At 62.9% G+C, this 20,120-nt stretch carries 16 protein-coding genes; 9 read left to right on the plus strand and 7 right to left on the minus strand.

All coding sequences use genetic code 11. The features are described from left to right. Positions 1–6: 6 nt before the first annotated feature. Entirely contained in the window at positions 7–1,842 is a 1,836-nt protein-coding gene (ilvD, locus tag D4A92_RS15895) for a dihydroxy-acid dehydratase (RefSeq protein WP_203015401.1), read from the plus strand. A gap of 143 nt (positions 1,843–1,985) precedes the next feature. Next, entirely contained in the window at positions 1,986–2,414 is a 429-nt protein-coding gene (locus tag D4A92_RS15900) for a VOC family protein (protein ID WP_203015405.1), read from the plus strand. Positions 2,415–2,423: 9 nt separating this feature from the next. Here D4A92_RS15900 and D4A92_RS15905 read toward each other — a convergent pair whose 3' ends face one another. Continuing rightward, the gene (locus tag D4A92_RS15905) at positions 2,424–3,188 is read right to left on the minus strand and encodes a class II aldolase/adducin family protein (protein WP_203015413.1); all 765 of its coding nucleotides are present in this window, start codon (positions 3,186–3,188) and stop codon (positions 2,424–2,426) included. Further along, on the minus strand, positions 3,185–4,321 hold the full coding sequence (locus D4A92_RS15910) for a TauD/TfdA family dioxygenase (protein ID WP_203015424.1): 1,137 nt from the start codon (positions 4,319–4,321) through the stop codon (positions 3,185–3,187). Before D4A92_RS15910 ends, D4A92_RS15905 begins: the two co-directional genes overlap by 4 nt. 116 nt (positions 4,322–4,437) lie before the next feature. On the opposite strand from D4A92_RS15910, the gene D4A92_RS15915 reads away from it, so the two are divergent. Then, complete coding sequence (locus D4A92_RS15915) at positions 4,438–5,337, plus strand: LysR substrate-binding domain-containing protein (protein ID WP_203015432.1); 900 nt, start codon at positions 4,438–4,440, stop codon at positions 5,335–5,337. Positions 5,338–5,375: 38 nt separating this feature from the next. Here the strand turns inward: D4A92_RS15915 and D4A92_RS15920 are convergent, their stop codons facing one another. After that, entirely contained in the window at positions 5,376–6,482 is a 1,107-nt protein-coding gene (locus tag D4A92_RS15920; protein WP_246753959.1) for a polyheme membrane-associated cytochrome C, read from the minus strand. A gap of 126 nt (positions 6,483–6,608) precedes the next feature. Between D4A92_RS15920 and D4A92_RS15925 the strand changes: the two genes are divergently transcribed. Beyond that, positions 6,609–8,093: a ferredoxin reductase family protein gene (locus D4A92_RS15925; protein WP_203015443.1), complete on the plus strand. Its 1,485-nt coding sequence runs from the start codon at positions 6,609–6,611 to the stop codon at positions 8,091–8,093. Between the two features lie 8 nt (positions 8,094–8,101). Here D4A92_RS15925 and D4A92_RS15930 read toward each other — a convergent pair whose 3' ends face one another. Beyond that, on the minus strand, positions 8,102–8,500 hold the full coding sequence (locus D4A92_RS15930; protein WP_246753960.1) for a lysozyme inhibitor LprI family protein: 399 nt from the start codon (positions 8,498–8,500) through the stop codon (positions 8,102–8,104). Between the two features lie 143 nt (positions 8,501–8,643). On the opposite strand from D4A92_RS15930, the gene D4A92_RS15935 reads away from it, so the two are divergent. From D4A92_RS15935 to D4A92_RS15950, 4 genes are all read left to right on the plus strand, one after another. Then, positions 8,644–9,723 (plus strand): serine hydrolase domain-containing protein, encoded by a 1,080-nt coding sequence (locus D4A92_RS15935; RefSeq protein WP_203019989.1) that lies wholly within the window; start codon positions 8,644–8,646, stop codon positions 9,721–9,723. 106 nt (positions 9,724–9,829) lie between these two features. Further along, positions 9,830–11,236: a DegQ family serine endoprotease gene (locus tag D4A92_RS15940; RefSeq protein WP_203015445.1), complete on the plus strand. Its 1,407-nt coding sequence runs from the start codon at positions 9,830–9,832 to the stop codon at positions 11,234–11,236. Next, positions 11,233–12,543 carry a replication-associated recombination protein A gene (locus tag D4A92_RS15945; protein ID WP_203015447.1) on the plus strand — a complete coding sequence of 437 codons (1,311 nt, stop codon included), beginning with the start codon at positions 11,233–11,235 and terminating at the stop codon, positions 12,541–12,543. The genes D4A92_RS15940 and D4A92_RS15945 overlap by 4 nt, the downstream gene beginning before the upstream one ends. An 83-nt stretch (positions 12,544–12,626) precedes the next feature. Further along, positions 12,627–14,132 (plus strand): diguanylate cyclase domain-containing protein, encoded by a 1,506-nt coding sequence (locus D4A92_RS15950; RefSeq protein ID WP_203015452.1) that lies wholly within the window; start codon positions 12,627–12,629, stop codon positions 14,130–14,132. 206 nt (positions 14,133–14,338) lie between these two features. Here D4A92_RS15950 and D4A92_RS15955 read toward each other — a convergent pair whose 3' ends face one another. Both D4A92_RS15955 and D4A92_RS15960 read right to left on the minus strand, forming a co-directional pair. Beyond that, positions 14,339–14,650 carry a DUF1883 domain-containing protein gene (locus tag D4A92_RS15955; protein WP_006728636.1) on the minus strand — a complete coding sequence of 104 codons (312 nt, stop codon included), beginning with the start codon at positions 14,648–14,650 and terminating at the stop codon, positions 14,339–14,341. A 222-nt stretch (positions 14,651–14,872) separates the two neighbouring features. Next, positions 14,873–15,112 (minus strand): DUF378 domain-containing protein, encoded by a 240-nt coding sequence (locus D4A92_RS15960; RefSeq protein WP_203015454.1) that lies wholly within the window; start codon positions 15,110–15,112, stop codon positions 14,873–14,875. A 574-nt stretch (positions 15,113–15,686) separates the two neighbouring features. Between D4A92_RS15960 and D4A92_RS15965 the strand changes: the two genes are divergently transcribed. Further along, positions 15,687–16,046 (plus strand): endonuclease domain-containing protein, encoded by a 360-nt coding sequence (locus tag D4A92_RS15965; protein WP_203015456.1) that lies wholly within the window; start codon positions 15,687–15,689, stop codon positions 16,044–16,046. A 288-nt stretch (positions 16,047–16,334) separates the two neighbouring features. On the opposite strand, the gene D4A92_RS15970 is transcribed toward D4A92_RS15965, so the two are convergent. Further along, positions 16,335–20,117, minus strand: coding sequence for a vitamin B12-dependent ribonucleotide reductase (locus D4A92_RS15970; protein WP_203015458.1), 3,783 nt, complete (start codon positions 20,115–20,117; stop codon positions 16,335–16,337). Positions 20,118–20,120 lie beyond the last annotated feature (3 nt).

Raw genomic sequence — 20,120 nt, forward strand, 5'->3', positions numbered from 1 at the left:
ACACCCATGCCCGTCTATCGTTCGAGAACCACCACCCACGGCCGCAACATGGCCGGTGCCCGCGGCCTCTGGCGCGCGACGGGCATGAAGGACGGCGATTTCGGCAAGCCGATCATCGCGGTCGTCAACTCCTTCACCCAGTTCGTGCCCGGCCACGTCCACCTGAAGGATCTCGGCCAGCTCGTCGCGCGTGAAATCGAAGCCGCCGGCGGCGTCGCCAAGGAGTTCAACACGATCGCCGTCGATGACGGCATCGCCATGGGCCATGACGGCATGCTCTATTCGCTGCCGTCACGCGAGATCATCTCCGACTCGGTCGAATACATGGTCAACGCCCACTGCGCCGATGCCATGGTCTGCATCTCCAACTGCGACAAGATCACGCCCGGCATGTTGTCCGCCGCCATGCGCCTCAACATCCCCGCCGTCTTCGTCTCCGGTGGCCCTATGGAAGCGGGCAAGGCGATCCTGCAGGGCCGCAAGGTGGCGCTCGACCTCGTCGATGCCATGGTTGCCGCCGCCGACGACAGCATCTCCGATGCCGATGTCGATGAGATCGAAAAGGCCGCCTGTCCGACCTGCGGCTCCTGCTCCGGCATGTTTACCGCCAATTCGATGAACTGCCTGACCGAAGCGCTGGGCCTCTCGCTGCCCGGCAACGGGTCGACGCTCGCCACCCATGCAGACCGCAAGCGCCTCTTCGTCGAGGCCGGCCACCTGATCGTCGACATCACCCGCCGTTACTATGAACAGAACGACGAAAGCGTTCTGCCGCGCAACGTCGCCTCCAAGCAGGCTTTTGAAAACGCCATGGCTCTTGACATCGCCATGGGCGGCTCGACCAACACGGTCCTGCACATCCTGGCAGCCGCCCATGAAGGCGGCATCGATTTCACCATGGATGACATCGACCGCCTATCGCGCCGCGTGCCCTGCCTCTCCAAGGTGGCCCCGGCGAAGCAGGACGTGCACATGGAAGACGTCCACCGCGCCGGCGGCATCATGCGCATCCTCGGCGAACTCGACCGCGGCGGCCTGATCAACCGCGATTGCCCGACCGTGCATGCTGAAACCATCGGCCACGCCATCGACCGCTGGGACATCACCCGCACCAATTCGGAAACGGTTCGCGAATTCTTCAAGGCCGCCCCCGGTGGCGTTCGCACCACCCAGGCCTTCTCGCAGGCCTCGCGTTGGGACGATCTCGACACCGACGGCGAAAAGGGCGTCATCCGCTCGGTCGATCATCCGTTCTCCAAGGATGGCGGTCTCGCCGTCCTGAAGGGCAACATCGCGCTCGACGGTTGCATCGTGAAGACGGCGGGCGTCGACGAATCGATCCTGAAGTTCAAGGGCCCGGCCCGTGTGTTCGAAAGCCAGGACGCAGCCGTGAAGGCGATCCTGTCCAACCACATCGTCGCCGGCGACGTCGTCGTCATCCGCTATGAAGGCCCGAAGGGCGGCCCGGGCATGCAGGAAATGCTCTATCCGACGAGCTATCTGAAGTCGAAGGGCCTCGGAAAGGCCTGCGCTTTGGTCACCGACGGCCGCTTCTCCGGTGGCACCTCGGGCCTCTCCATCGGCCACGCCTCGCCGGAAGCAGCCCAGGGCGGCGCGATCGGTCTGGTGCGCGAAGGCGACCTGATCGACATCGACATTCCGAACCGCACGATCAACCTCGTCGTCGATCCCGCCGAACTGGAACGCCGTCGCACGGAACAAGACAAGCTCGGCTGGCAGCCTGCCGAAAAGCGCAAGCGCAACGTCACGACAGCACTCAAGGCTTATGCCGCCTTCGCCTCGTCCGCTGACAAGGGTGCGGTGCGTCAACTGCCGGAATAAGCCTCGAACAGCGCATCAGGAGGCGGCGAGCCGCCTCCTGACTCTCCGCATTTGCCGGAGATCCAGAACCTGCCGGAAGTCCGTCTTCCTGCCGGCTAGCTGGCCAGCCGCCAGCCTGAATTCCCTGACCCTCAGGAGCCGCGATGACCGTCCCCTTCAGCCTCGTCGGCATCGACCACGTCGTCTTCATCGTCGACGACATGGACAAGGCGCTCCGCTTCTATCACGACGTGCTCGGCTGCCGCCCGGGCTACACCTATCCGGCGCTCGGCATGGAGCAGGTCTGGTGCGGTGCAGCCCTGATCGTGCTCTGGGACATCACCCACCCGGGCGGCCAGAAAGCTGCCCCGCCCGTCGCCGGCGGCCGCAATGTCGACCACGTCTGCATCGCAACCGGCCCCTTTGACCACGACGAGCTGAGGGCTCATCTCGCAAGCCACGGTGTGGCGATCGACCGCGAAGCCCTGCACGGCGGCGCGCGCGGCATGGGCCATTCCTTCTACGTGAAGGACCCCTTCGGCAACACGATCGAGATCAAGGGCCCCGCCGAATATCCGGATGGGCGTGGCTGACGCCATGCCTCAATCCCGGTAGCTCGGATCCTCCTTGTCGAGGCACGACTTCAGATAGGCGAAATGCTTCTCCGCCATGCCGCGATACGGAATCCAGCCATCTGACGTGCCTTGCGCAATCTCATCCGACAGCACGGCCAGCGGCCGGCCGGTCGAGAGCGCTAGAACCATGGTTTGCGCCGCTTTCTCGAAGAAGTAGAGGTCCTCAAAGGCATCCGCCACGGTCTCGCCGGCGACCGAGACGCCGTGATTGCCCATGACCAGTACCGCCTTGCCGCGGATCATCTCGGCCAGCCGTTCGCCTTCTTCCTCCGCATCCGCAATCCCGCCGAAGTCTAGGTCATAGCCGATCCGGCCGAAAAACCGCGCCGTGTTGTTGTCGAGCGGCAGAAGCGTCGGATCCTTCAGGCAGGAGAGCGCCACCGCATAGGGCGAATGGCAATGCAGAATGACGCGCGCCTCCGGCAGCATCCGGTGCAGCGTGCCATGCACGGTCCAGGCTGACGGATCGGGCGCATTGGGCCGGTGCATCACATCAGGATCATCGGCATCGAGCAGCAGCAGATCGGTCGCCTTGACCGTGGCAAAATGCTGCCAACGCGGATTGAGCAGGAACTTGCGCCCATTCGCCGAGACCGCTGCGCTGAAATGATTGCCGACCGACTCGCTCCAGCCGAAGCGATGGCAAAGCCTGAAGGCGGCGGCAAGATCCTGACGCAGCGTAGTGAGTGCTGCCTCGTCGAGCATGTCGTTTCCGGAAGCCGCGATATTCATGCCTTGAACCGTCCTTCCGTCGTCAGCGCCCGAAAGGTCGAGCGCATCTCCTCCCGATCAGCATAGCAGCCGCGCAGATAACGATCACCGCTGGTTGCCGAATAGGCCATCCGCCCATGCACGATGCGGTGATTGTCGAACACCATGCAGTCGCCCGCCTTCATCAGGAAGCGCATCATGAACTTGTCGTCCTGCAGCATTTTGCCGAAGCGGCAGAAGGCCGGATAGTAGTCATCGAGCACGGTCTGCGGCAGGTCGAACAGGTCGGCCATGTGCTGGCTGATCGTAAGCCCCGAGACCTCGCCATGTTTGTCGAGCTCGATCACGCGCTGCCGCGAGCGCATGTCATAGGTATCGTGCTCGCAGAAGAACGGAATGTCGATTTCCGACAAGAGCTTGAAGCCTTCAGGATCGATCTCCCGAAAGGCATTCGCCACCGCTACCCCGTCCGAATAGATGCTCATGCCGCCCTCGACGGTGTTCGCCCGGCAATGCAGGAACTGGATGCCCGGGGCGTGTTCCTCGGCCGGCGTGTCGGTATGCAGCTCCAGCGCCTTCGCTGTATAGGCGGTGTTGGTCGGGTTGATATGCGTCTTCACGTCGAAATAGTCGCCAAAGAAGGTCGGCCGTACATGACCCATCAGCTTGACGGTTTCCGTCAGTCCCTCATCGCTGTCGGGCATGTCGGTCACGATCGTCAGCCCCTCGACGATCATCGCCTTGATCCACTCCGCCACCTTGGCCGGATCGCGCATCAACTCCGGCTGCGAGAAACGCGGGATATTGGGATAGTGGTCGCTGAACCACGCCTTGCGCGGCAGGTCGGCCGGATCGGGCCGATGTTTGCCCTCGGTATAGAGCTCAAGCAGCGCCAGCGGAAAACGTGACACATGATTTTCGCCCGCCCAGCGGATGACAAGCGTATCCCCATCCAACTCGGCGCTATCAGCGCGCGGTGCAGCCGACAGATGGAAGATGTCGAAGCTCCGCTCGCGCGTCTTGCTGTCGAAGGAGCTGGGGCAATTGTCACGCAGCCAGTAGTAATTGAAATAGGCCTGTTTTCCCTCCGAAAGCGGCAGGTGAAGGCCTTTGTCGGCGAGTGTCACGGCCCCAGTCGCAACATGCATGTTCATCGTCGGGTTCCTTAAGTCAGGATGGTCGAAAGCGGATCGGATTTGACCATCATCATCCGGCTTTGCAGGAGAAACCAGACCGATTATGCTTATGCTGAGTTAAGCTGGAGGTTAAGTTGAGCCGTCTGCCGCCCCTGCGCCTTCTGACCACTTTCGAGGCCGTCGCCCGCCTCGGCTCGATGCGCGAGGCGGCAAGCGCCCTGAACGTTACTCAGCCCGCCGTGACACAGGCTCTGAAGGCGCTCGAAGATCATGTCGGCGCCGTCCTGATCGATCGCACGACGCGCCCCGCGCGCCTCACTGAACCCGGCCAGCAACTCGCCCGCGCCACCCGCGATGGCCTCGACCTGATCGCCGACACGATCGAGGAAATCCGCACCAGCACCGGCCTCGAAGACCAGCGCTTGACCGTCGCCTGCACCATGGGTTTTGCCACGCATTGGCTGATGCCGCGCCTCAGCGACTTCTACAGCCGAAATCCCGGTCTCTTCGTCAATGTGCAGGTGCCGCCCACCGACCTGGCGCAGATCTGGCCTGGCGCCGATCTCGTGCTGCGCTACGGCCGTGGCACCTGGACTGATGGGGAGACGCTGCGCCTGTTTGACGAGACCGTGTGTCCCGTCGGTCGCCCGGCCCTGGTGGAAAGCCTGCTCGCAAAAGGCGATGGGCTGGATGCCGCACCGCTCATTCATGTTCGCACCGTCGAGGCGCGACACTGGGAAGGTTGGGGCGACTATTTCGCTAGGCGCGGTCTGCCCAAGCCGCGCGGTCAGTCTCATGTCTTCGACAACTATGTTCAGGCAGTCCAAGCGGCGCTAGACAGCCGCGGCCTGATGCTCGGCTGGCGCTCGATCACCGAAAGGCTCGTCGCCGATGGCAGCCTCAAGCCCTGGCCCGATGCCGCGCTTGATCTCGGCACCGCCTATTTTGCAACCGTCGCACCGGAGGCAGCAAGGCGGCCGGCAGTCAGGGCCTTTGTTGCCTGGCTGGGAGAGAAGACGGAGGCGGAAAGTTAACCCGCTGACGCGACATCAGCGGGTTGCCCCTCTCGCCCTCACGGCCGAGAGAGCCGCGCCATGTCGATCTCCACGGCCGATGATAGGCTTTCGAGGCTGTCATACAGCAATTGCAGGAGATAGGCCGGATTGTGGACATAGCCGGCCGGGTCCTTCATCACGACCTGGTAGTTGTAGGCGGCCTTGAGCAGGCGAGGGGTCCAGGCCTTGTAGGCATTGTCGCGCACCGCTTCCTCGTCGCCGATGACCCCGTCTCCATTCGTATCCCCGAAGAAATACGGATGCCGGTCCTTGTGATAGCCAATCGGCGCGCCGAGCACTGCCTCCCCATAGATCTTGATCGCGTCGTAAAGCCGTTCATGCAGGGTGCCGATCTCGCCATGCACGCCTTCCCGGATATCGCCGTCCCCATCGAAGTCGGCATGCCGCATGCGGATCTCGCGGATCGACTCCACGCCCCGGTGACAGCTTGCACAGCTGTCTTCCGCCACCTTCGTCGTGTGCGGATCGTGACAGGCGACACAGCTGTTGGCGCTTGGCACATGCTGGAAGCGTCCTGCATAGGTCTTGCCGGGATAGTGATAGCCGCTTGCCGTATCCGCGCCATGCATGGTCGCGGCGGCCACCGCATAATGGATATTGATGAAGGAAAGCTCGCCCGACACCTCGTCTTCGCTGAGTGTCCCGACGGCCTTGGTGACGGCTGCACCTGACTGCCGACCCTGATGGCAGACGGTGCAGGTCGCGGAGCTTCCCAGTCCACCAATCTCCGTGCCGGATGGGAAGCGCACCGCATCCAGCGCATGCGCCGGCTCGGTATGACAGGAAGCACAGCCGATCGGCGAATTGATCACGCCTGGTTTCTCGATGCTTCCTGCAGCGCTGCCGTCTGCGCCGAGAAAATCGAGGAAGCCCGTCTCGGAGTGGCAGGTGGCGCAAGCCTTCGGCACCTCGCCGTCCTTGTTCCAGTAAGTGAAGGACGGGGAGTGGTAGTTGCCGTGTGGCGAAGTCAGCCAGGCTTCGACCAATTTGCTGATCGGACTGTCGTCGCTCGCCAGCACCGATGGTGCGGCGACCAGAACGGCGGCCCATGCCAGCAGGGTGGTGAAAAGGGTGAAAAGGCGGGTTGGTCGTCGCGGCGTCATGGGATCCTCCTCGGTCTTATGCGTCGTGGCGATGGGAGCATGATGAACGGCAAAGCGACGTTGCGACATGACCGAGATCAATTCCGGACCGTGTTTTTCTGCTAGAAAGGCGTTCAGGAGGACCTCATGACCGAAACCGTGACGCCCGGCATGCCTGCCATGTCGCAACGCTCCACCCGCCGCTTGCCCCGTCTGCCGGCCAGCCTTCTGGCGGCCCTCTATCTCGGGCTATGCACCCTGCCGCTTGCTCTCTCCCTGATGACGGATGTTTCGCCGCACGATCCGCTGGAGCGACTGGCCGCCGGCCTCGGCATGATCGGACTGGCCGGCATGGCCGTGCAATTCGTGACGTCGGGCCGCTTCGAAGTGGTCTCGGGCCGGCTCGGCATCGACAAGATCATGGCCTTTCACAAGCTGGCAGCCTGGTGGATCCTTTTGGCCATCGTGCTCCACCCCCTGGCCTATGTCGCCCCGACCTGGCTTGAGGATCCCGATCTTGGCGCGGAGCGTCTGGTCGCCTACCTGACCCGGCCACATTATCGCTCCGGCGTGATTGCCTGGGCAGCCCTCGTGCTCCTGGTCCTGTCGTCGGCCCTGCGCAATCGTCTGCCCTGGCGCTACGAAGTCTGGCGAGGAACGCATCTCGTTCTCGGGACGGTGGCGATCGCTGGCGGGCTGCACCATGCCATGTCCACCGGCCGATTTGCGGCGAAGGGGCCTCTGGAAGTCTACTGGTTGCTGATCGCCGCCACGATTATTGCAGTACTGGCGATCCTCTATGGCTATCGCTGGCTCAATCTCCATCGCAGGCCATGGCGGCTCCGGTCCGTCACGCGTCGGGCCGATCGTCTTTGGGAACTCGACATCCAGCCCGCCGAAAATACACCGCCGCTCGATTATCACGCCGGCCAGTTTGTCTGGATGACCGAAGGCGGCAGGCGCTTCCCGCTGTTCGATCACCCGTTTTCGATCGCCGACAGCCCGACCCGCCCGGGCTTGAGCCTGATCATCAAGGAGGTCGGCGACTTCACCCGTGGCATCGGCAATCTGCAGCCCGGCACGCCGATCGGCATTGACGGTCCCTATGGTGAATTCGCCCTGGAGGCTCATCCGGGCGAGGCGGTGCTCCTCGTCGCCGGCGGTGTCGGCATTGCGCCGATCATCGGCATGCTGCGCGACCTCATCGCACGGCGCGACAAACGGCCCATCCGGCTCGCCTATGCGGTGGGAACGCCGAGTAATTTCGCCTGTCTGGAGGAAATAGCTGCAGCTCACGCCGCGCTCGACCTGAAAGTCCTTCTGATCAGCGAAGATTCGCCACCTGGCTTCGAGGGTGCTGTCGGCCGGCTAGACCACGCCCGGCTGAAGGACCTTCTTGATGGGATCGAGCCACGCAGCTGTGTCGCCCTGATGTGTGGCCCGGGCGGCATGGTTTCGGCCATCTCCGATACCTTGCTCGATCTCGGCCTTCCCATGAAGAACGTGGTCTATGAGCGGTTCGACTACGCCGGTGGGGCATCCTCGCGCCAGGATCGCCGTCGTAGCCTTGCCTTTGGCGGCGTAGCAGCCCTGCTGGCAACGGCCTTGTCGCTCTATTATTTCGGCAGTTAGAAAATACCCTAATTGACTTGCTCTGTGGGCGGCACGCCCTCAATGAGGCTCAGCACTTCGCCAACCCCGTTGCGCAGCTCTGCCATACGGCTGGCATAGGCGGCGGCCAGGCAGTCGAGATTGGCCTCGCAGGCGCGGCGCTTTTCCAGCCATTCGATTTGCGAGGTTTCCAGCGCGCCACGGCTGCCCATCGGCAAGACTTCGCGCAACAGTTCGAACGTCGTCACCATGCGAACATCCATGTCGTTGAGGTCGATGTTGTGGCAGATCGCCACCTCGTCGGGCGCAAGGCCAGGCGTACGGCAATCGAAACTGGCGGCCTGAAGCGGTTGGGGAAGGGCGATCACCATCGGGCTGGCGAAAGCGATGGCGGCGAGGGTGGATGTCATGAAGCGGGTTCGAGACATGGTCGGTCTCCTTTCCTGATGACGGGGCAACGGTTGCCGAGGTCAGAACGTTCCGCCCGCGGTTTTCTGCGGATCCGTCACGATCCGGTGAGATCATGGCACTTCGGGCTTTTCTCATGCGCAATGCTCACTACCTTGGTCCCATGCACAGACGAACATTCCTTTCCATACTCGGCGCCTCCGGTGCCGTCTCCGTCCTCTCGGGCCGTCAGGTGCTGGCACAAGCCGGCACGCCGGAGGCTACGCCCCCGGTTGAGCCGCCCGCAGCAACCTCCGGGGAGCTCGACGTATTGCGTCCGCGCATCGCCAACCTGCTGGAGGAGGCGCGTCGGCTCGAGACGCTGGAAACGGTGATCGTGACGCGCAATGGGGAGACGCTCGGCGAACGCGCCTATGGCAACAACTCGCTGACTGGTTCGACGAACATCAAGTCGGCGTCGAAATGCGTCGTTTCCGCGCTGGTCGGGATCGCCATCGACAAGGGCCTGCTGGAAGGCGTCGACCAGCGGATCGAGACGGTCTTGCGCTCGGAATTTCCTGCCAATCCCGATCCCCGCCTGTCGCAGATCACGATTGGCCACCTGCTTTCGATGCGCGCAGGTCTCGACCGCATGTCCGGCGCGAACTACGGCCGCTGGGTCTCGAGCCGCAACTGGACCCGTTTCGCACTTACTGCCGATTTCGTCGGAGAGCCCGGCGGCGGCATGCTCTATTCGACCGCTTCAACACATCTGCTCTCCGTCATCCTTACCAAGGTCTCCGGCAAGCCGACGCTCGCTTTGGCCCGCGAATGGTTTGAGCCACTCGACGGTTTCCGCATAGGCTCCTGGGATCGCGACCCCCAGGGCTATTATCTCGGCGGCAATCAGATGGCGATGACGCCGCGGTCGCTGCATGCCTTTGGAGAACTTTATCGACGGGGTGGCGTCACCGAGGACGGTACGCGGCTCATCTCGGAAGACTGGATCCGCGAAAGCTGGATCCGCCGCACGAACTCCGTCTTCAACGGCGATGGCTACGGCTACGCCTGGTTCCTGAAGCAGCTCGGCGGCGAGCAGGTGAACTATGCCTGGGGTTACGGGGGGCAGATGCTCTACATCGCTCCGAACCTCGGTTTGGCGGTCACCATGACCTCGAATGAAAGCGCTCCATCGGCACGCACCGGCTACCGAGACGAGCTTCACGGGCTTATGACGAGGATCATCGAAACCGTCAGCACTTGAGGCCAGCGCGCGTTATCCCCATCTGCGATACGACTTCCTTGGTTCTGCCTATTTGACGGCGCACGAACCGGGTCTAGAACGTCCATATCGCATGAAGGATCATCGCATGCCGCGTTTCGACTGCCTCAAACCTCTTGCTGTCATCATCGCCCTGATCGCGCCGGTCACCACCCCGGCGCTTGCCCAGGATAAGGCGGTGCCGAAAAGCCAGGTCGAAATGCAGCTCTCCTTCGCGCCGCTGGTCAAGCAGGCGCGGGGCGCTGTCGTCAATGTCTATGCCGAGCGTCTGGTCCAGACCCGCCCCAGCCTGTTTGCCGGCGACCCCTTCTTCGAGCAGTTCTTCGGCCAGCGCATGCCGAACCGCACTGAAAAGCAGTCCTCGCTCGGCTCTGGTGTCATCGTCGAGGCGGACGGCGTCGTCGTCACCAACAACCACGTCATCGATGGCGCCGACGACATCAAGGTTGCGCTTGCCGATGGCCGGGAGTTTCCGGTCAAGGTCGTGCTGAAGGACGACCGGCTCGATCTCGCGGTTCTGAAGTTCGAGACCAACGAAGTCATGCCGACGCTTCCGATCGGCAATTCCGATGCAACCGAGGTCGGCGATCTCGTGCTGGCGATCGGCAACCCCTTCGGCGTCGGCCAGACGGTGACCTCGGGCATCGTCTCGGCGCTGGCCAGAAACCAGGTAACGGAAGGCGATTTCGGTTTCTTCATCCAGACCGATGCCGCGATCAATCCCGGCAATTCCGGCGGCGCGCTGGTCAACATGAACGGCGAGCTGATCGGCATCAACACGGCGATCTTCTCGCGCGGCGGCGGCTCGAACGGTGTCGGCTTCGCCATCCCCGCCAATCTCGTCCGCGTATTCCTCGATGCCGCCGACCGCGGTGATGCGTCCTTTGAGCGTCCTTACGTTGGCGCGAGCTTCGAGCCGGTGACCTCTGATGTCGCCGAGGCACTCGGCTTGAAGACCGTGCGCGGCGCGCTCGTCGTGCGTGTCGTCGAGGGTGGGCCGGCCGAAAAGGCGGGCCTCAAGCCGGGGCAGGTGGTGACCGCCGTCAATGGCGTCCCCGTCGAACATCCCGATGCCCTCGGTTATCGGCTGACGACCACAGGTCTCGGCGAAACTGCCGAGCTCAGCGTGCAGCAGGATGGTCGCGAAGAGACGATCGAACTGGCACTTGCCGCCGCTCCGGAAACGCGTCCGCGCGACATTCAGCTCATCGAGGGGCGCAGCCCCTTCGCCGGCATCCGTGCGGGCAATCTTTCGCCCCGCCTTGCTTACGAGTTGAAGATGGCCTCCGAAGTGACCGGCGTCGTCGTGACCGAAGTCGTGCGCGGCTCGCCGGCCGCCCGTCTCGGCTTTGCCCCGCGCGACATCGTTGTGGCCGTGAATGGCGAGCCGATCGCATCCGTCGATGATCTGCAGACCATGGCCGAGAGCGATCCGGGCTTTTGGCGTGTCGAGATCGAGCGCGGCGGTCAGCGCATCCGGCAGATCTTCCGATGAGCGATCTCTTTGCGCCGCAATTGTCGAAGGAAATGGCCGAGCGTCGTCCGCTCGCCGATCGTTTGCGGCCGAAGAACTTGGGCGAGGTGACCGGTCAGGAACACCTGACCGGCGAGGATGGCGTGCTCGCCCGCATGATCGCCTCCGGCTCGCTTGGTTCGATGATCTTCTGGGGCCCGCCGGGTACCGGCAAGACAACCGTCGCCCGGCTCCTGTCCGGCGAGGCGGGGCTTGCCTTCGAGCAGATCTCGGCGATCTTCTCCGGCGTCGCCGACCTCAAGAAAGTCTTCGAGAGCGCGCGCCTGCGCCGCATGGAAGGCCGCCAGACTCTGCTCTTCGTCGACGAGATCCATCGCTTCAACCGCGCCCAGCAGGACAGCTTCCTGCCCGTCATGGAAGATGGCACCGTCATTCTGGTCGGTGCGACGACCGAGAACCCCAGCTTCGAACTCAACGCCGCTCTTTTGTCCCGCGCCCGGGTCCTGACCTTCAAGAGCCACGATGCGGAAAGCATCGAGACGCTTTTGAAGCGCGCCGAGGAAACAGAAGCCAAGCCGCTGCCGCTGGATGACGATGCCCGTCAGGCCCTCATCCGCATGGCCGACGGTGACGGCCGTGCTTCGCTCACCTTGGCCGAGGAAGTCTGGCGCGCCGCCCGTCCGGACGAGGTCTTCGACACCGAGGGCCTCGGCCGCATCGTCCAGCGCCGCGCGCCGGTCTACGACAAGGGGCAGGACGGCCACTACAATCTGATCTCGGCGCTGCACAAGGCGGTGCGCGGTTCGGATCCCGACGCCGCCCTCTACTATCTCTGCCGCATGTTCGATGCCGGGGAAGATCCGCTTTATCTCGGCCGCCGCCTGGTGCGCATGGCGGTCGAGGATATCGGCCTTGCCGATCCGCAGGCGCTTGTCGTCTGCAATGCCGCCAAGGATGCCTATGATTATCTGGGCTCCCCGGAAGGCGAATTGGCGCTGGCGCAGGCTTGCGTCTATCTCGCAACCGCTCCGAAGTCGAACGGCGTCTATGTCGCCTACAAGGCCGCCATGCGCGCCGCCAAGGAGCACGGCTCCCTTCTGCCGCCCAAGCATATCCTGAACGCCCCGACCAAGCTGATGAAGGCGGAAGGCTACAACGAAGGCTATCTCTACGACCATGATCAGCCGGATGCCTTTTCCGGCCAGGATTATTTCCCGGAGAAAATGGGCCGCAAGACCTTCTACGATCCGCCGGAGCGTGGTTTCGAGCGTGAGATCAAGAAGCGCCTCGACTGGTGGGCGAAGCTTCGCCGCGAGCGGGGCGGCTGATAGAGGCTTGCCTATCGTCATTTCAGCTTAAGCCGTCTTTAAGCGCTGTGCCCTAGACTTGCCGGCCGAACAGGGGATCGTGCATGGCGAAAGAGATGGATGGATGGCAGATGCCGGGCATGACCGGCGCGCCGCGCCTTGGCCTGCCGGCCATGGTGAAGCTGTTCTCTATTGTCCTCATCACGCTTTCGGCCTTGTCGCTGCTCTTCATCGGCCACATCGCTTCGCGCAAGGCCGACGACATCGCCGCCGAAAAGCAGATCCTGCTGCTGGAGAATGTGCTGCGCGATCGCCAGAGCCTGCTGGCTCGCGACCAGCTCGGTCTGGCCCGCTGGGATCGCTCGGTGAAATACATCACCCTCAAGTTTCACGCCTCTTATGTCATCGAGGAATTCGTCTCCTCGCTCTGGTACGATTTCGGCCATGAGCGCACCTTCCTGATCGGCCCCGGCGGTCGCGTTCTGATGTCGGCCTGGCAGGACAAGGTGGATCTGACCGCCCGCGACCTGAGGCCCGGCGATGACCTGAAGGCGATTGCCGATCTGGCGCTGACCCGCCACCATGCCCATCGCACAACGATCAAGGGTGGCTTTGGTCAGCACCCGGTGCCGGCATCGCAGGTCCATGCCATCGCGGCCTTCGGCTTTGCCGAAGTCGACGGCGAGGTGATGCTGGCGACCGCCATGGCGATCGTTCCAGATGACGGGGAGGTGGCGCTGCCGGAAGGCGATCCGGTCATCCTGGTCTCCGCCCGTCCGATCGATGCCGATCTGGTGGCCGATCTCAACTCCCAGCTCGAATATGAAAACCTGCAATTCCGTCGCAACGGGGACGGCATGCTGGTGGTGAAGAGCGCTGACGGTCAGGCGCTCGGCAGCTTCGACTTCGGGCTGTTCAAGCCGGGTGCCGATATCTGGACCATCACCGTTCCCGCCGTCGTCCTGCTCTGCGGCCTCATGCTGGCCGCAAGCTTCGTGCTCGGCCGCTATATCGGCCGGCTGTCGGAGCGGCTGGAGGAGAGCGAAAAGCGCAACCGCGAGCTCGCCCATCGGGATGCGCTTTCGGGCCTTGCCAACCGCCTCTGCTTCGACAACGCCCTGAACGAGGCTGCCGAGCGACTGGCTCACGCGCCCTTTGCGGTGATCGCCTGCGATCTCGACCGCTTCAAGGCCGTCAACGATCTCCATGGCCACGCTGCCGGCGACGAGGTCATCCGCGTCGTGGCAGAGCGGCTTCGCGAGGCCGTTGGCGAAAGCGGTCTGGTCGGCCGTGTCGGTGGCGACGAATTCGTCATCCTCGTCCACGCCTTCCGCGACCGGCCGCGCCTGTCGATGCTCGCCCAATCGATCATCGCCTCGGTCTCCCGGCCGATCACGCTATTGAGCGGACCGGAGGTCGATGTCGGCATCAGCCTCGGTCTGGCGATTGCGCCCGAAAACGGTGCGGCCGCGCGGCCGATCATGGCGATCGCCGACCGGGCGCTTTATGCCTCCAAGCAAGGTGGCCGCGGCCGCGCCTTTTTCGCCGAGGATCTGGTTCCGGAGGACGGGGCGGGGGAAACATCAACGACTGGTGTCGACGCGGCCTGATGATCCCGAGGCGAGCCGCCAAGGGCTCTGTCGCTTTCAATGGAGGAGTCAGGCTCCTGCCATCGACTTCAAGCGCCGCCGGCTTGTCTTGCTGCCAGGTGATGACGATGGCCTCGACAGCACGCTCATCCCGCTTTCGGTGAGAGAGCGAGCGGGTCTGCATGGGAACGGGAGGCGATTGCCGGAGGAGGCCGTGCGGAACCTTTTTACGAGGCTCTCTGCTTCGGCTGCACGGCAGGAGCGGCGATCATCTTGACCTTGGATTCGGCCAGTCCGTGATGGCCTTCCATGTCGACGATCAGATGCCAGTGGCCGCTTTCCGGAATGGCGATTTTCAGAGGCGACTTCTTCGCCACGCCACCGAGAAACTTGTAATCGAGCGTTTCCTTGAAACGCTGGAAATTCGTCGGCGTCATCAGGCGCACATTGTTCACGGCCGACAGTGTCACCTCGATGATCGTGCCAGCGCGCTGTTCCTTCAGGTCGTAATGGGTGAAGCGGAAGGTCGGTTTGGACATTTCGCTTGGGTCTCCGTCCGTCTTTTAAGCTATCGTAATGTACCGCAAGGCCGTTAAGGAAGCGTTGGGCGGCCGGGCCTGAAAGAGCGGGCAGGGCGGACTTTTTTGGGACGGCCTGTTCATTCGAACGAAAGGTGCCAGCCGAACGAAAACAGGGCCGGCATGGCCGGCCCTGTGAACTGCAGGCTGCAAAGGCGACCGCAATCTGAAGACGGGTTTCGATCAGCGATGACCGCCGATATTGGCTTCCGCCCGCGTCTCGCCGACCGACATGGCCTTGGCGAAGGGGACAATCTGCCAAAGGGCCGACAGGCCTACCAGAACGTAAACGATCGTGGCAAGCGCCGTATCCTGACCGCCGAACAGGGTGGCGACGAGGTCGAAATTGGCCAGCCCGACGAGCAGCCAGTTGACGCCGCCGACGATGACGAGCAGCAGTGTGATGAGGTTGAGTGCGCGCATGATGTTCTCTCCTTGGCTGTTGTGAAGAGCTAACAGTTTCAATTGCGATTGGTTCCGGTGTCCTGCTTCTCGCCCAATGGGGACTGCGGGCGGTCGAACGCCCTCATGCTGAGGTGCCCGCGTGAAGGGCGGGCCTCGAAGCATCCTGCGCTGATGGCCTCGCCCTTCGAGGCCGACGAGGTCGGGCACTTCAGGGTGAGGGAAAACTAATGCCCGAGCTTCGCCGCCTGTCGGGATCGCTCCCTCCGGGCGGGTTGAAACTTGCCCTCGGGTCAAATCCGAGGGAGCGTAGGACGGGTTACTTTGGCGTGCAGGTCATACCATTGCGTTGCGCGTTGCTGATGCAATCGCTTTTGTTGACGTAGCTCTCGGCCGATGCGCCCACAATTCTGCCGTTTGGTGCCGTCCGTCGCCACCGCCAACCATCGCTCTTATAGATCTCCCAGGTATCACCATTTCGGTCCTTGCAGCTTTCCATTATGTCCTCCCTCCGAAAGCAGCCTTGATACCTATCGGAAGCCTCTTTCCTTCGCCACGAACCAGGTGCAATCTCTGGTGGCTTCGAGGGGCTCGAATGACACATCGCGAGGTTCCACAGCATCACCGCCGTTTTGCCCGCACCATGCGGGCGGATGCCACTTGGGCCGAGAACCGGCTCTGGCAGGTGCTGCGGACAAAACAGCTCGGCTGCTTCAAGTTCCGGCGGCAGGTGCCGCTTGATGGTTACATTCTTGATTTCGTCTGCTTCGAGGCAAGAGTGATCATTGAGGTAGATGGACATCAGCATGCCGAGAGTGAGCGCGATGCCCAGCGGGATGCTTGGTTTCGCTCCCAGGGCTTTCGGGTGCTGCGGGTCTGGAACGGCGAGGTCCAGGACAATCTCGATGGCGTCTGCAGTTTCATTCTGGCGGAGTTGCGGAACTGCGGCGAATGAGGCGAATGAGGCGGCCCTATCTCCCCCCTTGCGGGGGAGAAAGCGATTTCGATGAATTAGTCGTGGCGCAAGCCACGGCTAAACATCTGAAATCGCAAGAGAGGGGCTTGGTCAGGTATTCGCCAACGGAACCGTGCCCCTCTCCAGGAAAATCTGAAGTTTAGGCGGCTTGCGCTCGCCTAAGCCTTCGATTTTCCGTCCTCCCCCGCTTGGGGGGAGGTGGGGTGCCCAAAACCACTTCGGCCCGAGGTTTCCCCCGGGCCGAAATCTCGATCAAATGTCAACCAATCAGCTGCACCCGCTCGTGGCACCGCAAGTATCGCACTTCTCGCAAGTCCCATTCCGCACCATCGTGAAGTTCTGGCATTCCGAGCACATGTTGCCCGTATAGCCCTGCGCGATCGAGCGCATGCGGCGGGAGGCCTCGAGCTTCTTGGCGTCGGCCTTGGCGGCGGCTGCCTCGTCCGCTGCGGCGTCGGAGAAGACGCTTTCGGAGGCGATTTCCTCGGCCAGTTCAACGGCGCGCTCCTCGTAATCGCGCTTGAAGGACACGACTTCGGAGGTGGCAACAGCGGTCGTCACTTCGAGCTTGCGGGCGGTGGCGCCCGAAGACGAGAAGGCGGTGACGGTGGCCGAGGCCTTGGCGGGGGCGGCGGTTGCTGCACCCTTGGGCTCGGCGCTTGCCGCAGCCGGCATATGGCTGGAGACGAGCGTCGGCTTGTAACCGCGGGTCAGGCCCTTGGAGACGACGTCGGCCTTGCCTTCCTTCATGCCGCGGCCAAGTGCCGTGGTGGTGAAGTCCGAGGTGTCGACATGCGCGAGGTCGTGGCGGCCGAGATAGGAGATCGCCAGTTCGCGGAAGACGTAGTCGAGGATCGACGTCGCATTCTTGATCGCGTCGTTGCCGGTGACCATGCCGGCCGGCTCGAACTTGGTGAAGGTGAAGGCGTCGACATATTCCTCGAGCGGCACGCCATACTGCAGGCCGAGCGAGACGGAGATGGCGAAGTTGTTGATGAAGGCGCGAAGGGCCGAGCCTTCCTTGTTCATGTCCAGGAAGATTTCGCCGAGACGGCCGTCGTCATATTCGCCGGTGCGCAGGAAGATGGTGTGACCACCGATCTTGGCCTTCTGGGTATAACCCTTGCGGCGGGTCGGCAGCTTTTCCTGTTCGCGCACGACGCGGTCGACGATGCGCTCGACGATGCGTTCAGTGATGGTGACCGCCTGGGCCGCCATCGGCTGGGCCAACAGTTCGTCGACGCCGTCCTCGTCATCCTCGTCCTCGATCAGCGAGGCGTTGAGCGGCTGGGAGAGCTTCGAGCCATCGCGGTAAAGCGCGTTGGCCTTGAGCGCCAGCTTCCAGGACAGCATGTAGGCGGCGCCGCAATCTTCGACGGTCGCTTCGTTCGGCATGTTGATCGTCTTGGAGATCGCACCCGAGATGAACGGCTGGGCCGCTGCCATCATGCGGATGTGGGATTCTACCGACAGATAACGCTTGCCGATCTTGCCGCAGGGATTGGCGCAATCGAAGACCGGCAGATGTTCGGCCTTGAGGAAGGGCGCGCCTTCGAGCGTCATCGCACCGCAAACGTGGATGTTGGCGGCCTCGATGTCCTTCTTCGAGAAGCCCATGTGGTCGAGCAGGTTGAAGCTCATATCGGCGAGCTGCTCGTCGGAAACCTTCAGGGTGTCCTTCAGGAAGTCGGCGCCGAGCGTCCACTGGTTGAAGACGAACTTGATGTCGAAGGCAGCCTTCAGCGCGCCGTTGACGGCTTCGATCTTCTTGTCGGTGAAGCCCTTGGCCTTGAGCGAGGACGGGTTGATGCCCGGCGCCTGGTTCAGGTTGCCATGGCCGACGGCATAGGCGTCGATCTCGGCGATCTGGCTTTCCGAATAGCCGAGCGAGCGCAGCGCTTCCGGAACGGCAGCGTTGATGATCTTGAAGTAACCGCCACCGGCGAGCTTCTTGAACTTGACGAGCGCGAAGTCGGGCTCGATGCCGGTCGTGTCGCAGTCCATGACGAGACCGATCGTGCCGGTCGGCGCGATGACCGAGACCTGGGCATTGCGGTAGCCATGCTTTTCGCCGAGCTCGAGCGCCTTGTCCCAGGCAGCCGTCGCATGGGCGACCAGGGCCGGATCCGTGCACTCGGCATGGACCAGCGGGACCGGATTGACGGAGAGGCCTTCATAGCCGTCCGACAGACCATGGGCGGCGCGGCGATGGTTGCGGATCACGCGCAGCATGTTGTCGCGGTTCGGTGCAAAGCCCGGGAAGGGGCCAAGTTCCGAAGCGATTTCGGCTGACGTCGCATAGGACACGCCGGTCATGATGGCGGTCAGCGCGCCGGCGATGGCGCGGCCTTCGGCCGAGTCATACGGAATGCCGGAGGACATCAGCAGGCCGCCGATATTGGCGTAGCCGAGGCCGAGCGTGCGGTATTCATAGGAGCGTTCGGCGATCTGGCGCGACGGGAACTGCGCCATCATCACGGAGACTTCGAGAACGACGGTCCACAGACGAACGGCATGTTCGTAGTCGGCGATGTCGATCTTCTTGGTCTTCTGATCCTTGAAGCGGAGCAGGTTCAGCGAAGCCAGGTTGCAGGCCGTGTCGTCGAGGAACATGTATTCCGAGCACGGGTTCGACGCGCGGATCGGGCCCGCTGCCGGCGAGGTGTGCCAGTCGTTCATCGTCGTGTTGAAGTGCAGGCCCGGGTCAGCGGATGCCCAGGCGGCATAGGAGATCTTGTCCCAGAGGTCGCGGGCCTTCAGCGTCTTCATCACCTTGCCGTCCTTACGGGCGGTCAGGTTCCAGTCGCCATCGTTTTCGACGGCGCGCAGGAAGTCGTCCTTCAGGGAGACCGAGTTGTTGGAGTTCTGGCCGGAGACCGTGAGATAGGCTTCCGAATCCCAGTCGGTGTCATAGGTCTTGAAGTCGAGATCCTTGTAGCCCTGCTGGGCGAACTGGATGACGCGCTTGATGTAGTTTTCCGGAACCTGGTCCTTCTTCGCGGCCTTGATTTCGCGCTTGAGGGCAGGGTTCTCGTTCGGGTCGAAGCAGGCGCCGTTGTCGGCCTCGCAGTTGACGCAGGCCTTCATGATCGCCTTCAGATGCTTGGCGACGATCTTGGAGCCGGTGACGAGGGCGGCAACCTTCTGCTCTTCCTTCACCTTCCAGTCGATATAGGCTTCGATATCCGGATGGTCGATGTCGACGACGACCATCTTGGCCGCACGACGGGTGGTGCCGCCGGACTTGATGGCGCCGGCCGCCCGGTCGCCGATCTTCAGGAAGGACATGAGGCCCGACGAACGGCCGCCGCCCGAAAGCTTTTCGCCTTCGCCGCGCAGATAGGAGAAGTTGGAGCCGGTGCCGGAGCCATACTTGAAGAGACGCGCTTCGCGGACCCAGAGATCCATGATGCCGCCTTCGTTGACCAGGTCATCTTCGACGGACTGGATGAAGCAGGCATGCGGCTGCGGATGTTCATAGGCCGACTTGGACTTTACCAGCTTGCCGGTGAAGGGGTCGACATAGAAATGGCCCTGGCCGGGGCCGTCGATGCCATAGGCCCAGTGCAGGCCGGTGTTGAACCACTGCGGAGAATTCGGTGCGACGCGCTGGGTGGCGAGCATATAGGCGAGCTCGTCCTTGAAGGCGGCCGCGTCTTCTTCGGAGGAGAAATACTTGCCCTTCCAGCCCCAATAGGCCCAGGTGCCGGCCAGGCGATCGAAGACCTGGCGTGCATCGGTTTCCGAGCCGTAGCGCTCGTTCTCGGGGAGGGCCGCGAGTGCCTTTTCATCGGCAACCGAGCGCCAGAGGAAGGAAGGAACATCGTTCTCCTCAACCTTCTTCAGCACCTTCGGCACGCCGGCCTTGCGGAAATACTTCTGGGCGAGAATGTCCGCCGCCACCTGGCTGAACTGGGCGGGGACGTCGATGTCGGCAAGACGAAATACGATTGAGCCGTCGGGGTTCTTGATCTCGCTGATGGCCTTGCGGAACTCGATCTCCGCGTAAGCGGACTGTCCCGGTTTGGTGAAGCGACGTTCAATGCGCATCTG

It is taken from the genome of Rhizobium rosettiformans (assembly GCF_016806065.1).
GTDB lineage: Bacteria > Pseudomonadota > Alphaproteobacteria > Rhizobiales > Rhizobiaceae > Allorhizobium.

Excerpts from the sequence above, each read along its gene's own strand:
- ilvD (WP_203015401.1), top strand. The coding sequence starts at position 7 with ATGCCCGTCTATCGTTCGAGAACCACCACCCACGGCCGCAACATGGCC.
- D4A92_RS15900 (WP_203015405.1), top strand. The coding sequence starts at position 1,986 with ATGACCGTCCCCTTCAGCCTCGTCGGCATCGACCACGTCGTCTTCATC.
- D4A92_RS15905 (WP_203015413.1), bottom strand. The coding sequence starts at position 3,188 with ATGAATATCGCGGCTTCCGGAAACGACATGCTCGACGAGGCAGCACTC.
- D4A92_RS15910 (WP_203015424.1), bottom strand. The coding sequence starts at position 4,321 with ATGAACATGCATGTTGCGACTGGGGCCGTGACACTCGCCGACAAAGGC.
- D4A92_RS15920 (WP_246753959.1), bottom strand. The coding sequence starts at position 6,482 with ATGACGCCGCGACGACCAACCCGCCTTTTCACCCTTTTCACCACCCTG.
- D4A92_RS15925 (WP_203015443.1), top strand. The coding sequence starts at position 6,609 with ATGACCGAAACCGTGACGCCCGGCATGCCTGCCATGTCGCAACGCTCC.
- D4A92_RS15930 (WP_246753960.1), bottom strand. The coding sequence starts at position 8,500 with ATGTCTCGAACCCGCTTCATGACATCCACCCTCGCCGCCATCGCTTTC.
- D4A92_RS15935 (WP_203019989.1), top strand. The coding sequence starts at position 8,644 with ATGCACAGACGAACATTCCTTTCCATACTCGGCGCCTCCGGTGCCGTC.
- D4A92_RS15940 (WP_203015445.1), top strand. The coding sequence starts at position 9,830 with ATGCCGCGTTTCGACTGCCTCAAACCTCTTGCTGTCATCATCGCCCTG.
- D4A92_RS15945 (WP_203015447.1), top strand. The coding sequence starts at position 11,233 with ATGAGCGATCTCTTTGCGCCGCAATTGTCGAAGGAAATGGCCGAGCGT.
- D4A92_RS15950 (WP_203015452.1), top strand. The coding sequence starts at position 12,627 with ATGGCGAAAGAGATGGATGGATGGCAGATGCCGGGCATGACCGGCGCG.
- D4A92_RS15955 (WP_006728636.1), bottom strand. The coding sequence starts at position 14,650 with ATGTCCAAACCGACCTTCCGCTTCACCCATTACGACCTGAAGGAACAG.
- D4A92_RS15960 (WP_203015454.1), bottom strand. The coding sequence starts at position 15,112 with ATGCGCGCACTCAACCTCATCACACTGCTGCTCGTCATCGTCGGCGGC.
- D4A92_RS15965 (WP_203015456.1), top strand. The coding sequence starts at position 15,687 with ATGACACATCGCGAGGTTCCACAGCATCACCGCCGTTTTGCCCGCACC.
- D4A92_RS15970 (WP_203015458.1), bottom strand. The coding sequence starts at position 20,117 with ATGCGCATTGAACGTCGCTTCACCAAACCGGGACAGTCCGCTTACGCG.